The following is a 12,468-nucleotide window of genomic DNA, read 5'->3' as shown; positions in this document are numbered from 1 at the left end:
GAATGGCTGTCCAGCTGGCAAATAAGGTCCCGCACGCAGCAGTGAACGGCAAATACGATTCAACCCGCATTGACTGGTGGACATCGGGTTTCTGGCCGGGCATGCTGTGGATCATGTACGATATGACCAAGGATCCCGCGTATAAGGAACGAGCATGGGAGTGGGACGTCAAGCTGGAGCAGGCTTTCTTTTCACAGAACAACTTCCATCATGATGTTGGCTTTCAATTTCTGCCGACGGCGGTCATTAAGCATAAATTAACCGGTGATCCGGATGCCAGGCGCAGAGGACTACTGGCAGCTACGATGCTAGCAGGAAGGTTCAACCCGGCGGGTCGTTATATCCGGGCCTGGAACACGGTTGATCGGACGGCTTGGAACCACGGCAATGAAGGCTGGTCCATTATTGACTCCACAATGAATCTTTCCCTTCTCTTTTGGGCATCCGAGGAGCTGGGCGATCCGAGATTCGCCCATATCGCCTCCCAGCAGGCCGACACAGTGATCGAGCATTTCATTCGAGCCGACGGCTCTGTCAAGCATATTTGCATCTTCGATCCCGTAACGGGAGACTATATCGGTGCGCTTGGCGGCCAAGGCTTCGGACCGGACTCGGCTTGGAGCAGGGGGGCTGCCTGGGCTTTGCACGGCATGGCAAACACTTGCCGGTATACCGGCGACGCCAAATACCTTGATGCTGCCAAACGGGTTGCGCATTATTTTATCGCCGCGCTCGGTGAGGAGGGAGTTCCTGCCTGGGATTTCCGGACAGAGCTTGTAGAGGCTTCAACATCATCAGATACGGAGCTCGAGCCTCCGGACACCTCCGCTGCCTCCTGCGCCGCCTCGGGATTGCTCGAAATCGCCGCTCTCGTACCGAAGAACGAGGCTTCGCTTTACATACGACATGCCGTAAAAATCATGGACTCATTAACCGAACGATACGCCGAATGGGACGATCCGGAGTACGAAGGCATTCTGAAAGGGGCAACCGGCCATAAGCCCGCGGGTCAAAATATCAATGTGTCGTTGATATACGGCGATTACTACTATCTGGAATCGGCCGCAAAGCTCATGGGCTGGAAGCAACGGATCTTCTGATCCGACCATGGAATTGTAATGCCAATGCTTCGCTTCCAATCGGCTGCTTCCTGCTTTGATCTTAATGCCTGTCCGATACGCACGATCGCGTCAAAACTAAAAACAGCAAGCGCCTTCCCTGGCGCTTGCTGTTCGTTATGTTTGTATCGGGACGGTACCCGTGCGTTCGATCGGCAATCGAATGAAGAAACAGCTGCCGTGATTCGCTCCTCGGCTCTCAGCCCATACCTGGCCGCCGTGGGCGGTTACCAGGCGCTTCACGATGGCAAGCCCCATTCCGCTTCCGCCGCTATTCCGATTCCTTGATTTATCCCCACGATAGAATCTTTCAAAAATAAAGGGCAAATCGTCCGGATTGATGCCTTGGCCGTTATCCTCGATACGCACCAGTACATGCTTATTCTCGGCTATAAGCTCTGCTCGCACACGTCCCCCCATAGGGGTATGTCGAAGGGCATTGCTCAGCATGTTCACCAGGACCTGGTGGATTCGATCGGCATCGACCATCGCAGGCATCGGCGGTCCGCTGGTATACTTCAGCTTCACCTGTTTTTCAAGATACATGGGCTTGACCAGCAGCACCGCCCGCTCCATCAGCTTCGACATATCCTGCCTGGCTAGGCAAAGGCGGAATTCGGGCGATTCCATATCATGCAGATCCTCAAGCTCGGTGACGAGATCGATCAACCGGTCGATCTCGTGCAAGCAAGTGCGAAACCGTTCAGCCGTCGGCTCCCAGATTCCGTCTTCCAATGCACGGGTATGGCTTTTTAACGTGGTTAACGGCGTACGAAGCTCATGCGCGATATCCTGGGTCATGCTTCTGCGAAGCTGCTCCTGCTTCTGAAGCTGCAAAGCCAACTCGTTAAGCGAACCTCCAAGCCCGGCGAGCTCATCTTCGCCATCTACATGAATTCGGGTGGCCAGATCACCTCGCGTCATCCTCTCAGCCGCTTGCTTCATTTGAACCAGCGGCGCGGAGATACGTCTTGCCACGTAAATGCCGGTCACCGTGGCAAGGGCGATCGACAGTATGCAGGTCAGTATGATCGACTGCATCTGAGCCTGTTCCAGATGGTAGTTCAGCTGGTCGATCCCGTGCCCTTCCGCGGTCTGCTGCTGATACATCGCGATATGATAATGGTTGGTCAAAATGCTGATCCCGGTAAACATAATCAAGATCCCGGTCGTGATGCTGATAATGATGGCAGCCAGCCGCAGATCCAGCCTTCGCTTCATGATTCCTCGCCTCCGAACCGGTAGCCAAAGCCGTACACCGTTATAATAAACCTCGGTTGTTTGGGATCCTGCTCGATCTTATGCCTTAGATTTTTGACATGCTGATCTATGGTGCGGATATCGCCGTCATAATCAAAACCAAGAACCCGTTCAACAAGCTCCTCACGGGAGAAATGACGTCCCGGATATTTCGCCAGCAGTACAAGGAGTTTATATTCGTTTGGCGTCAAGCTCACGGCCTGTCCATGGCAGGTCACCTCGTGCTTGCCCGAATGAATGACAAGGGCCCCGTGCCGATACACCGTAACATCTGACAGCAGCTCGGCATCATCGCCGGACCGTCTCAAGATGGCCTTGACTCGTGCAAGAACCTCCCTCGGATCGAACGGCTTCAGGACATAATCATCCGCTCCGGAGGAAAAGCCCTTGAGCCGGCTGCTTGCTGCGGATTTCGCCGTCAGCATCAGGATCGGAACCGGGCTGAATGAACGGATGTGGGCACAGAGCTGCTCGCCGTCCATGTCGGGCAGCATCAAATCCAGGATGATCAGGTCCACCTTTCCGTCCCGCATATGCTCCAATGCTTCCTTAGCATTTGCCGCCTCCAGCGTCCGGTACTGTTCTCTTTGGAGATACGACACAAGAACTTCCCGGATGTTCGGCTCATCATCGATGATTAATATCGTCCTCATTCCCGACTCTCCTTGCTGGAATTAATCTTCATGCCTTGAGTTGTTCTATTTTTATTTAGGGATGCTCCAGGCGTCCCGGATAATCCGAATCATCCGTTACGTCTGAACCGGTATCGAGGCGGGCTGAGCGGGTCTGCTCAGCTTCTTCATGCTTAAATAATACGCTGTTCCAAGCGGAATAAGCGCCCCCAGCCAAGCCAGCGGATTGGCGAGACATGCCCCGGGGAACCCGATCAGAGCCGACAGGAACATAGCGGCAACGACGCGCATGATCAGCTCCATAATGCCGGCGACGGTAGGGATGAAGCTTTGGCCAAGCCCTTGCAGCGAGAACCGGTAAATGAACAGCAAAGATAAGAGCAAATAGGTTGTTCCGTTCGCTAGGAAATACTGGCCGCTGAGATCCAGCAGCTGCTCCTGTCCCTGACCGACAAACAAAGAGACGGCGGCCGGACCTGCAACAATAACAAGCACCCCCACCAGGATGCTAAACGATCCCGAGAGCAAAATGCATTGCTTGACGCCTAGCCGAATCCGGTCGATCCGGTTCGCCCCGAAATTTTGCGCCGCAAAGGTTGCCATCGTAACGCCGAAGGAGTTCATCGGTTGGGTAGCGAGCATATCGATCTTCTGAGCCGCTGTGTAAGCCGCAACTGACAGTGCGCCAAGACCGTTCAGCGTAATCTGAAGAATAATCGCCCCGATGGCGATGATCGATGCCTGAAAGCCCATCGGGAAGCCCACCCGCATATGCTGGCCAATAAACGTCCAATCGATCGACCAGTCGGCCGTTTTGAACTGCAGCAACGGAACCTTTTTATGGATATAGATCAGGCAGAGCAGACAAGAGAACAGCTGTGAGATGACAGTTGCTAGCCCGGCACCCGCTACGCCCATCTTAAAGACGAGTATAAACACGAGATCCAGCACAATATTCAGAATACTTGCGATAACCAGAAACAATAGCGGAGTGCGGCTGTCCCCGAGCGCCCGAAGCAGGTTGGCCAGCAGGTTGAATAACACCGCTGCGCCGACGCCAGCATTGATTACGATCAAATACGAATAAGCATCATCCAATATTTCAACCGGCGTGTTCATCATGACAAGGGCAGGCTTCGTAAACACGATACTAAGGATGGTCAGGACGATCGTGAAAACGATACTGATCCAAAAGCTCGTGCCGACGCTTTTACGCACACCAGCAATATCCTTTGCCCCGAACCTCTGCGCGGTAATGATGGAGAGGCCTGCCGTCAGGCCTTGCGCAAAGCCGATAATAAAAAACATAATGCTTCCGGTCGAACCGACGGCCGCCAGTGCGTTCACGCCGATCGTGCGTCCGACAATGAGCGTGTCGGCCATATTGTAGAATTGCTGAAACAGATTGCCGATTAACAGCGGGATCGTGAACATGATGATCAGTTTAATCGGACTGCCTTGTGTCATATCTTTCATGAGTGCTCTCCTATGATGTGAAGTTCGCCATTCAACATCTTTTTTCTAATATGTATGGTTTCCTGCTGCACACCGGGTCGCTTATCGGGCGATGGGTCTTCCGGGCAGCACGAATGCTGTTTTCTTGTGTATCTTATCATGAACAACGGCAAAAGTGATGCAGGTTTATATTCAAAATCTAAATAATTTCCATGGCACTGCCTTTCCGATCATCGTATGGCCATTCGTAGATAGGGATCTAACGTATCCTCTTATGGAAAAGAGGCCAGCCGTTGGCAATCCGGCTGACCTCTCGCTATTGGGCAGTATTGCATTCTTCAAATGGATTTGATATCAAGCATAAGCGGATAAGGCGCACTTCGGAAGAAGGCTAACACCGTTATGCTTCTTCCACCCCAAGCTTGTCCAATGCCTGTTTGGCACGAGATCGCGCTTCCTCCACCTCGCCTGCGGTCGACAAGGCCACCGCTACTCTTCTGCCAGCCTTTGTCACAGGCTTGCCGAATAGACGAACCTGTGTGCTCGGTACCGCGAGCGCCTGCTCGGCGCCCGTAATCTTGTAGTTTTCAAGCTCACCCGGTGCTTTCAACGGACGGCTGGCGCCCGGGGTGATCAGCACGATTTCCGGAATCGGGTAACCGAGGATGGCCCGGACATGAAGCGCGAATTCGGACAGATTTTGCGTGACCAGCGTAACTAATCCGGTATCATGCGGGCGAGGCGATACCTCACTGAAATATACTTGATCCTCGGTCAGAAACAGCTCGACGCCGAACAATCCGAAGCCGCCCAATTCATCGGTAATGGCCCTCGCAATGCGCTCGGCTTCCTTCATCTGCTGCTCGGATATCGGATGAGGCTGCCAGGATTCGATATAGTCACCGCTTTCCTGCACATGTCCGATCGGCGGACAGAAGCTTGTCCCGCTCACCGAACGAACCGTTAACAGTGTGATTTCCGACTGGAAGGTGATGAACTCCTCGATGATCACCCGGCCGTTCTGTACGCGCCCGCCTTCCATTGCATTGTTCCAGCATGATTCAATGTCGCTCTCCGATCGGCAGACGCTCTGCCCTTTCCCTGAAGAGCTCATAAGCGGCTTAATTACGCAAGGAAAGCCCATCTCCCTTACCGCGACCTCGAATTGTTCATAGTTATCCGCAAAGCGGTATCCGGCCGTCGGCAATCCGAGCTTCTCCGAAGCAAGCCTGCGGATGCCCTCCCGGTCCATCGTCAGCTTGGCCGCTCTTGCGGTAGGAATGACGCGGAAGCCCTCCTCCTCCAGCTTCACTAACTCGGATGTGGCCAAGGCCTCAATCTCGGGAACGATCAGATCAGGCTGTTCCCGCTCGATGACTTCCCTCAGCTTGGCGCCGTCGAGCATATCGATGACGTAATGGCGATGCGCGACGTGCATGGCAGGCGCGTCGGCATATCGGTCTACCGCCACGGTCTCCAAACCTAACCGCTGCGCTTCGATAATGACTTCCTTTCCGAGTTCTCCGGATCCCAGCAGCAGCATTTTTTTCGTTTTATACATCGTTCTCCAGTCCCCTTTTCAAAATAGAAATATTAAAAAGAGGTAAGGGAAAATAAACTTCCCTTACCTCTGCCCAGGCGTACGGCTGTCGTCATCCATGTGCTCCCTCATGGTTCCCCCATGCAGCGCCAGTCACACATCGACCTACTCATTGTCAGCTAAATCATACTGAATATTGAGCATGAATGCAATATGAATGCAATATGACCGCTCATGACAATCACCGAAAGCGGCCACTGACCAATCCGTTCCATGCGCGCAAGTTACCAAATCTATCGCCCTTTCATTGATGAAAGCGCATCCAGCACATATAATAGGGGGGTGATCAAACCTTACAGTCAATTGAAAGGAGACTTGCCGTGCTCCCCTATTCTGTCCAGCGTCAGGACTTTGCTTTTGAACACGCCATCATCGGAATGGCCATCGTTTCAATCGACGGAGAAGTGCTTCAAGTCAATTCGGCTTTGTGTGAGTTATTGGGCTGCTCCAAACAAGAATTAATGGATGGAGCGCTGAAAGCGACGAACATCGGCGGAATTCAGGAAGTGATTAGGCACAAGACGGGAGATTTCCAGCTCAAGCCTTCTCAGGTGACCGCACTCCAAGTTGGCATGAAATACGAACATCCTGCCGGACGGAATCTGGATTTGAAGCTTCACTTTTCGGCATCCGCTGAAGCGCAATCGCCGTTCCGCCATTGCTTGGTCCAATTTGAGAATCTCACCCCTGTTTACGAGCTCCAGGAACAGCTGACACAGAAGGAGATGAAACTGGTTGAGAAGGAAGAAGGCTTCCAGCAGCTCCTGGAAGAGCTCCCGCTTTCCGCGCTCATTACAAAGTACGGCATGATCCAGTACGCAAATCAGGCGACGCTACGGCTGCTTCACGCCTCGAATGTCTCTGACGTGCTCGGAATTTCAACCGATGTCGTGGTTGATCCCTCTTCGCATCATAAGCTTGCAAGGCGAAGAACGCGTTATGCGGAATATCGGGAAATCGGACCCGTTACATATCTTATCCGCTGTTTGGACGGTCAACAAAAAATCGTCTCCGGTATCACGCTGGTCACCACCTATAGAGGCGAAAAGGCCGCACTTAGCATATTCAAAGATATCACAGAGCAGAAGATGGAAGAGGATCGCATCATGCAGTCCGAAAAGCTGACGACAGCAGGACAATTGGCAGCAGGAATCGCGCATGAGATCCGTAACCCGCTCACGTCAATTAACGGCTTCATTAAACTCCTTCGTTCGTCGGAGCAAAGCAATAAGCTGTATTTCGATATCATCGAATCGGAACTCAAACGGATCGAGCTGATCGTCAATGAACTGCTGGTGCTATCCAAGCCGGAAACCTCCCATGTCAGCAAGCCATTTGACGTGCTCGGCATCGTCGAACAAATCGTTACCCTGATGAAGGTCCAGGCTGCGCTGAACAATATCGAGATCATCCCGCGTTTCCCTGCCGAGCCTGTATACGTTCACGGCGAAGCGAATCAACTGAAGCAGGTATTCATCAATTTGCTGAAGAACGCCATGGAGGCGATGGATCAAGGAGGAACGATCACGCTGACCATTCAGCAAAGCGACAGCGATGTCCATATCATCGTCCAGGATGATGGTATCGGCATGACGCCAGAGCAGATCCGGTCGTTGGGACAGCCCTTCTACACAACGAAGGATAGCGGAACCGGGCTCGGATATATGATTACGAAAAACATCATCCATAATCACGGCGGATCGATCCATGTGGAGAGCTCCCCGGAGCAGGGCACCAGCTTTACGATTCAGCTGCCTGCTTTATAGATATTAGCGAAAAGGCGACAGCACGACATAACCGGTGTAATAAAACATCTCCCGAAGCAGGAATGGAACCTTGCTCCGGAAACTTTGATATGCACTTCGATCCGTTGGTGACGGATATGCCTTCATTCCGTAATCGTCCGCCATCGTCATCGCCCGCTTCATATGAAGCCGGTCGCTGACGATCAAATACGTGGACAAACCTTCTTGTTCACCGACCGCTTGGGCATGGGACAGGTTCTCTTCCGTTATCTTTGACACCGTTTCGATCAGAATGTCTGCTTCCGGAACTCCCCGGGCAATCGCGTAATCCCGGGCAACCTCGGATTCCGCCGACTCAAGGTCCGATCCCCGTCCCCCCGTAAAGATCAGCTTATCCACATACTGATGCTTATACAGCCATAAGGCATGATCAATGCGTCCCTGGAATACGGGGGAGGGTTTATCGCCCCACACGGCCGCTCCAAGTACAATGGCGGCATCGGATTTTACAGGCTCGGTCTTTGCTCCGTAAGTCCATATGGCGACGGCCGCATAAACCATATATGCCATGATAACGGCAGCAGCTGAGAGGACGATTCGCCGGATCGTCTTTCTTCGGCTTCCTACGACTTTGCGAGACCGATTTACATTATTCACAAACTCCCCCCCGATCTTCCTCGAAAGCCTTTTCGCAGCAAAGCGTTGATTTTTAAATTGATAGGAGCTGAATCCGTTCAATACGACTCCATTCTACCATACCGGTTCTCTCCCCCCGGTATTTTCATTAGGTTATAAGCTCCTTTACCGGCTTAAGTCCACTAGGTGCGAGGATCAAGGACGGGTTAGATGTAAGCGATCGATGCACGAATTAGATATACGGATTAGATGAATGGGGCAGAGGTAAGATCGAGGTGGAGCGGCTCGAAGCCGGAGCAGCGACTAGATCGAGCTAGCCACGACGCTTGCCACGCAAAATGAAAAAACAGGGATTCAAAGCATCCCTGTTTAACCGTCGCCTTTAGCTGAGATTTATCCTTTCTTCTCATCCGAATACAATTCTTTTCAGCCATGACATTGCTAGCCCACGATCTCGTACTTCGGCTTCACGTTATTAAAGTCGGGATTTTCACCGCTAACCATCAGCCCCATCCCCCAATCAAAGTGAACATTGGCCGTCGGCAGATCCGATGCATCCCGATATTGGAACAACACGTTTCGCCTTGTTCGCTCGCTGCGGTTAACGTCCGACCCATGGATGGTCAGATAGTTGAAGAAGAGTACATCTCCCGCCGATGCCGGACAAGGTGTCCCTGACGATATCGGATATTCCTTGTGGTTCAGGTAATACGAGCCTACATGAGGAAGTATTCCTTCTTTGTGGGAACCGGGAACGACACACAAGCATCCGTTCTCCGTATCCGCATCATCCAGGTGAATGCTTGCCGCAAGCATGGTATGATCACGATGAGGGAAGTAAGGATAATCCTGGTGCATCGGAAAGGCTGCCCCGTTTGAGGGAGGCTTCACCAGCATTTTGGAATGATGAAGCTGCACATTCGGTCCGATAATTTGCTGCAGTACGGCGGTCATTCGCGGGTGGATGGCGGCGCGCATGAAAGCGGCATCATGATAGTGTACGTCATGAAACCCTTTCAGCACCAGCTTCTTCAGCTGCTCGGGAGGCAGATAATCGCCCTGCCAAGCGTGGTTCTGATCCGCCTTGGCGCGCGCCGCCCTCCGGATAATCTTCTCAACCGCTTCCCGCATCTCTTCCACTTCCGCCGGATCGAACACGTTCCGGACCAGCAGATACCCATAATCTTTGTAAAATTGGACATCTTGTTCATTAATCATGCCTTAGAAACCCTCCTCAATCTTGTTTTGGTTCTGGTTTCATTATAGGCAGCTCATGCATCGACGTATTTGCACAGCGAGGACCACAATTTGTACAATTACGCCAAGGAGGTGTTCATAACGATGATTCAATGGACCCACAGCGAGGAGCGGCTCAATCGGTATGCCGGGCATCTGCCGGGCGAGCGTCTTTCCTTTCTCGTACATTATTGGGGAAGCGTCCGGAATTTGGCTACCAATGCGATGCATAAGCATTCCTTCCTGGAGATTTGTTACGTTGACAATGGCGAAGGCATCTATACTGAAGCCGGCGTCGATTTTCCCTTGCGACAAGGCACAGCCTTTTGTTCAAGGCCAGATATTTACCATCGGATCCAAAATGTCGATCAACTGGATTTGTTATTCGTTGCTTTTGAAGTCAGAAACCATCCGGCTGAGGATCACGCCATGAACTACTTGCGTGTCCTGGAAGGAGGGCCGGTATGGATTGAGGATGCCCGCGAAGCGCCGTCAATCCATCTGTGGAAATCGCTGCTCATCCATGAACAGCCAGGCCAATCACTGCCGGTTACGCTCTTGCCGCCCCTCGCGCATGCGCTGCTTGAGTCTTTTTCCGTCATGTTCGGCAAAAAGGACACGCTCCCGAAAGGGCCGGAAATCTCCACCGGTTTCTCCCACTCCGCCCAGCTTGTTCAGCGGGCAAAGCTCTACATCAGGGATAACTTGGGCCGTCAGCAGCTGTCTTTAAGCGAGGTTGCACGATTTTTGAATATATCCCCTCGCCAGCTGTCGCGATTGTTCGCAACCTGCATCCATGAGTCATTTTCCAGCTTCGTCCGAACGGAGCGAATTCGAGCCGCTGAGCTTATGCTGACGATTTCTGATGAACCGATTAAGCTGATTGCCGAGCGTACCGGCTTTTCGTCCGTCCATTACTTCACGAGATTGTTTACCATGACGAAGGGCGTACCACCGGCAGCATACCGCGCTAAATTTAAAGCAGTCTTGGCAGCACGTACCGAATAACAGCTCATCGATTCGGCTTGATCGTTCTGCTGTTAACCCTCTGTATATCCGGTGGTGAACCATTGATTACGGTATGGGGCCGGCTCAGATATGGTTTCTCCCAGCTGCTCGGCTGCCGTCCGTGGCCAGAACGGGTCTTTCAGCAGGGCACGGCCAACCGCGATGAGATCGGCCTGACCTTTGCGGAGGATCTCTTCAGCCTGCTTCCCGCAGGTAATCAACCCGACTGCAGCGGTCGGCATTCCAATCTGACGGCGAATCGCTTCCGCATAGGCAACCTGATAGCCTGGATATACCTCCGGTTTTTGATCGGTTACGCCCCCGCTGCTCGCGTCGATGAGGTCGACCCCTTGCGCTTTCATCCGCTCGGCAAAGTCAAGGTGATCCTCGATATGGTTCCCATGAGGATGGTATTCTTCCGCAGAGATTCTCACGAATAGAGGACCGTTCCAAACCTGCCGCACCTTCTCAAGGGTCCTCCCGAGGAAGCGGTACCGATTCTCCCTTGAACCTCCATACATATCCTCTCTCTGATTGGTCAAAGGGGACAAAAAGTCATTGATGAGGTAACCGTGAGCGCCGTGAAGTTCTATGACGTCAACGCCTGCTCGCCTAGCACGGACAGCCGCGTTCCTGAAGGCCTCGATGACCCTTTCGATCTCCGCAATCGTCATCGGCTTCGTCCTTTTCCCCCGATACGCTGCCCCTGACGAAGAGAAGCCGGTGCCTTGCTCCTTCTTCCTGCCGGCATGACCCAGCTGCATGCCAACAGCCGTCCCTTGCCGGTGCAGCATGCTCACAAGCTCTCGAAGCCGCTGCTCCTGCCCATCATCCCATAATCCCAATCCGCCCGGATCTGCCCCCGTCCTCTCAACGGCCGTTACCTCAATCATGATTAATCCCGCTTGGCCGATCGCCCTCGCGCCGTAATGCAAATACTGCCATTCGGTTAGCTTCCCTTCTTGGTCTGCTGCTAACGTGCCCATCGGCGACATCATGATTCTGTTTTTTAACCGTACGCCGCGGATGGTAATCGGACTGAATAACATGGACATAACTGCTCTCCTCTCCGTTTTTTATGCTTTGCATCTCATGGCTTAATCCTATATGATGAAGGCGCAAGCGAGAATGGAAAGTTAAAGGTTTTTCATTATTTTCACCGCAATTTTCAAGGAAGTTTCGGGATTTACGCTTTATTTTCTAAGGAGGTGCGCATGTGGATCGAACGGATGTCCAAATCCTCGAATTGCTGCAAAATCATGCACGGCTTTCCATGACGGAGCTAGGCAAGCTCATCGGGCTGTCTCAGCCGGCCGTAACCGAGAGGGTCCGCAAGCTGGAAGAGCAGGACGTCATTATCGGATATCGGGCCGTCGTGTCGACTGAGAAGCTGAACAAGCACTGTATGGCGTATTTACTGTTCCATACGAAGCATTGCGAGAATTTCATTGCTTTCTGCGAGCAATCGAACGAGGTTGTCGAATGCCATCGTATCAGCGGTCAACATAATTATCTTATAAAAGTGGTCTGCGACTCGATGCGGGCACTCGAAGCGTTCATTAACCAAACAGGACAATTCGGCGATTCCACGACATTGATCGTCATGTCGTCCCCGATTGAGAACAGGGTGCTGCTGCCCTCACAGGTTGAAGAGTAGCCGGATTTCGGCAAGCGCCGAATCGGTTAATCAGAACCACCCGTCAAACGGGTGGTTTGCTCTTGGGGTATAACCCCTTGTTGCCAAACTGCGCCTAAAGACGCTAGCCTGACAATAAAAT

General features: G+C 52.5%; 11 protein-coding genes and 1 riboswitch. Of the genes, 4 read left to right on the top strand and 7 right to left on the bottom strand.

Annotated features, from left to right (window positions below):
* Positions 1 to 2 precede the first annotated feature (2 nt).
* A complete protein-coding gene (locus J2Z18_RS12975; protein WP_232239450.1) occupies positions 3 to 1,100 on the top strand; it encodes a glycoside hydrolase family 88 protein in 1,098 nt (365 codons plus the stop codon).
* 135 nt (positions 1,101 to 1,235) lie between these two features.
* Here J2Z18_RS12975 and J2Z18_RS12970 read toward each other — a convergent pair whose 3' ends face one another.
* The 4 genes from J2Z18_RS12970 to purT form a co-directional block, all read right to left on the bottom strand.
* Positions 1,236 to 2,339: a sensor histidine kinase gene (locus J2Z18_RS12970; RefSeq protein WP_007130112.1), complete on the bottom strand. Its 1,104-nt coding sequence runs from the start codon at positions 2,337 to 2,339 to the stop codon at positions 1,236 to 1,238.
* Positions 2,336 to 3,031 carry a response regulator transcription factor gene (locus tag J2Z18_RS12965; protein ID WP_007130113.1) on the bottom strand — a complete coding sequence of 232 codons (696 nt, stop codon included), beginning with the start codon at positions 3,029 to 3,031 and terminating at the stop codon, positions 2,336 to 2,338. Before J2Z18_RS12965 ends, J2Z18_RS12970 begins: the two co-directional genes overlap by 4 nt.
* Before the next feature lie 96 nt (positions 3,032 to 3,127).
* Positions 3,128 to 4,486 carry an MATE family efflux transporter gene (locus J2Z18_RS12960; protein ID WP_007130114.1) on the bottom strand — a complete coding sequence of 453 codons (1,359 nt, stop codon included), beginning with the start codon at positions 4,484 to 4,486 and terminating at the stop codon, positions 3,128 to 3,130.
* A gap of 379 nt (positions 4,487 to 4,865) precedes the next feature.
* Complete coding sequence (gene purT, locus J2Z18_RS12955; RefSeq protein ID WP_007130115.1) at positions 4,866 to 6,026, bottom strand: formate-dependent phosphoribosylglycinamide formyltransferase; 1,161 nt, start codon at positions 6,024 to 6,026, stop codon at positions 4,866 to 4,868.
* Between the two features lie 64 nt (positions 6,027 to 6,090).
* Positions 6,091 to 6,172: riboswitch (ZMP/ZTP riboswitch) on the bottom strand.
* 213 nt (positions 6,173 to 6,385) lie between these two features.
* On the opposite strand from purT, the gene J2Z18_RS12950 reads away from it, so the two are divergent.
* Positions 6,386 to 7,831 (top strand): ATP-binding protein, encoded by a 1,446-nt coding sequence (locus J2Z18_RS12950; protein ID WP_007130116.1) that lies wholly within the window; start codon positions 6,386 to 6,388, stop codon positions 7,829 to 7,831.
* 3 nt (positions 7,832 to 7,834) lie between these two features.
* On the opposite strand, the gene J2Z18_RS12945 is transcribed toward J2Z18_RS12950, so the two are convergent.
* Together J2Z18_RS12945 and J2Z18_RS12940 are read right to left on the bottom strand one after the other, a co-directional pair.
* Positions 7,835 to 8,467: a YdcF family protein gene (locus tag J2Z18_RS12945; protein WP_034275186.1), complete on the bottom strand. Its 633-nt coding sequence runs from the start codon at positions 8,465 to 8,467 to the stop codon at positions 7,835 to 7,837.
* Between the two features lie 420 nt (positions 8,468 to 8,887).
* Positions 8,888 to 9,664, bottom strand: a complete 777-nt coding sequence (locus J2Z18_RS12940) for a phytanoyl-CoA dioxygenase family protein (RefSeq protein ID WP_007130118.1) — start codon at positions 9,662 to 9,664, stop codon at positions 8,888 to 8,890.
* A 123-nt stretch (positions 9,665 to 9,787) separates the two neighbouring features.
* Here J2Z18_RS12940 and J2Z18_RS12935 point away from each other — a divergent pair, with 123 nt between their 5' ends.
* Positions 9,788 to 10,690: an AraC family transcriptional regulator gene (locus J2Z18_RS12935; RefSeq protein ID WP_007130119.1), complete on the top strand. Its 903-nt coding sequence runs from the start codon at positions 9,788 to 9,790 to the stop codon at positions 10,688 to 10,690.
* Between the two features lie 32 nt (positions 10,691 to 10,722).
* Here J2Z18_RS12935 and namA read toward each other — a convergent pair whose 3' ends face one another.
* The gene (gene namA / locus J2Z18_RS12930) at positions 10,723 to 11,745 is read right to left on the bottom strand and encodes an NADPH dehydrogenase NamA (RefSeq protein ID WP_007130120.1); all 1,023 of its coding nucleotides are present in this window, start codon (positions 11,743 to 11,745) and stop codon (positions 10,723 to 10,725) included.
* 161 nt (positions 11,746 to 11,906) lie between these two features.
* On the opposite strand from namA, the gene J2Z18_RS12925 reads away from it, so the two are divergent.
* Positions 11,907 to 12,347, top strand: coding sequence for an Lrp/AsnC family transcriptional regulator (locus J2Z18_RS12925; protein ID WP_007130121.1), 441 nt, complete (start codon positions 11,907 to 11,909; stop codon positions 12,345 to 12,347).
* Positions 12,348 to 12,468 lie beyond the last annotated feature (121 nt).

This window comes from Paenibacillus lactis (assembly GCF_017873605.1).
GTDB classification, from domain to species: domain Bacteria; phylum Bacillota; class Bacilli; order Paenibacillales; family Paenibacillaceae; genus Paenibacillus_AQ; species Paenibacillus_AQ lactis.
The sequence above is the reverse complement of the archived record's forward strand: the minus strand, read 5'-3'. Positions and strand labels throughout refer to the sequence as shown.

What these genes read in the sequence shown, in the direction of transcription:
- purT (WP_007130115.1), bottom strand. Translation starts at nt 6,026, where the DNA reads ATGTATAAAACGAAAAAAATGCTGCTGCTGGGATCCGGAGAACTCGGA.
- J2Z18_RS12940 (WP_007130118.1), bottom strand. Translation starts at nt 9,664, where the DNA reads ATGATTAATGAACAAGATGTCCAATTTTACAAAGATTATGGGTATCTG.
- J2Z18_RS12975 (WP_232239450.1), top strand. Translation starts at nt 3, where the DNA reads ATGGCTGTCCAGCTGGCAAATAAGGTCCCGCACGCAGCAGTGAACGGC.
- namA (WP_007130120.1), bottom strand. Translation starts at nt 11,745, where the DNA reads ATGTCCATGTTATTCAGTCCGATTACCATCCGCGGCGTACGGTTAAAA.
- J2Z18_RS12970 (WP_007130112.1), bottom strand. Translation starts at nt 2,339, where the DNA reads ATGAAGCGAAGGCTGGATCTGCGGCTGGCTGCCATCATTATCAGCATC.
- J2Z18_RS12960 (WP_007130114.1), bottom strand. Translation starts at nt 4,486, where the DNA reads ATGAAAGATATGACACAAGGCAGTCCGATTAAACTGATCATCATGTTC.
- J2Z18_RS12935 (WP_007130119.1), top strand. Translation starts at nt 9,788, where the DNA reads ATGATTCAATGGACCCACAGCGAGGAGCGGCTCAATCGGTATGCCGGG.
- J2Z18_RS12965 (WP_007130113.1), bottom strand. Translation starts at nt 3,031, where the DNA reads ATGAGGACGATATTAATCATCGATGATGAGCCGAACATCCGGGAAGTT.